We start from the raw sequence: 1,358 nt of genomic DNA, 5'->3' as shown, positions 1-1,358 counted from the left end.
CTGACGACCCGGCTCGACCGACAGTGGGGTGGCGCGTTCGGCACCATGCCCGACGGGCTCGACCTCGCACCGATCCTAGAGCGGGCTCTAGTCAAGGGATGAGGCGAAGGGTGCTTATCGCGAACCACTTTGACGACGCTGTGGTTGCGACACGCTGCGGCATAGCGGGGCTCGCAGCGACTCCCCACGTGTGTTGAGAGGTATACATGACCCTGGATTCTGTCGACCGCCTCACAGCTCGCTCTGTCATCCTGAGCCTTCTCTTGGGACTCCACCCAGCATCCGCGACTTCGGCGGAATTGATACGCCTTACCTCAGAGTATGAGATAAGCGAGGCGGCGGTGCGTGTGGCACTCACACGGATGGTGGCCAGCGGAGATTTGGTCCGATCGCCTGACGGCTATGGTCTGTCGGATCGGCTGCTGGCTCGGCGGCGCCAACAGGACGATGCCCTGCGGCCGCCGACTCGTGTGTGGCGCGGAGCCTGGATAACGGTGGTGATCACCAGCATCGGAATCGAACCTCGAACACGGGCTGACACGCGAAGGTTGCTGTGTGACAACCGATTAGCTGAATTGCGCGAGGGCGTGTGGATAAGACCTGACAATCTCAAGCTGGAACTGCCCATCGACTTAGAAGAGCGCGCAAGGATCCTGTACTCATACGACAATGCGCCCGCGCAGCTCGCCGGCATGTTGTGGGATCTTCCCGGTTGGGCCAGGACCGGACGGGAACTGCTCGATGGTATGGCCAACGCTTCGCAGGCGCTTGAACAATTCGTTGCTGCCGCAGCAATCATGCGCCACCTGATGACAGATCCGGTGCTGCCTGAGAACCTACTGCCTGCCCGCTGGCCCGGCGACGAGCTACGCACGGCATATGCCGAATTCGCCGCCGAAGTCAACGACCGCCGCTACCAATCCGACGCTGTGGCGACATAACGAGCCAATTGCTCGTGGGTCCCTGATGGCCGATAAGCGCAGTGCCGTGGACGAAGCGCGCAGAGCGGCTGTCGCGGCCTAGCGGAGCAAATGCGTTGGCACTAGCGTCGCCTGGGCAGGTGTGGAGAAGGGATCTGCGAACGGTGAGCGAAGGCGACCGAATGACGGGAGCGCCGACTGCGGCCGCTGCCAATACGTTCCTATGGAAGCCGACGAAGCGGTTCGACGACTTCGCTCTGGTGTGTTGTGGGGAGCCCCACCTAGATCTGCTGAGTGATCCCGACGACTTTTCGCTAACCCAGCGGGTGGCTCAACACGGTGCCTGGCAGGAACAACTGCTCTTTGAACAGCACCACCATGCTGATCCAGCTGCGGGCCGGGGCTGCATCGGTGGACATGACCGGCGTGAAATCGGGT

2 protein-coding genes are annotated in these 1,358 nt (G+C 62.0%); both read left to right on the top strand.

Annotated elements, in window-relative coordinates; all coding sequences use genetic code 11:
- Window positions 1-102, top strand: a 102-nt coding sequence (locus A5659_RS28395; protein WP_231997727.1) for a hypothetical protein, incomplete at its 5' end; no start/stop codon positions are given.
- A gap of 104 nt (window positions 103-206) precedes the next feature.
- Entirely contained in the window at window positions 207-941 is a 735-nt protein-coding gene (locus A5659_RS04020; protein ID WP_067019509.1) for a PaaX family transcriptional regulator C-terminal domain-containing protein, read from the top strand.
- The last annotated feature ends 417 nt before the right edge of the window (window positions 942-1,358 follow it).

The sequence above is a fragment of the Mycobacterium sp. 1165196.3 genome (assembly GCF_001673415.1).
GTDB classification, from domain to species: Bacteria; Actinomycetota; Actinomycetes; order Mycobacteriales; family Mycobacteriaceae; genus Mycobacterium; species Mycobacterium europaeum_A.
Note: the sequence above shows the minus strand (reverse complement) of the source record. Positions and strands in the feature narration are given on the sequence as shown.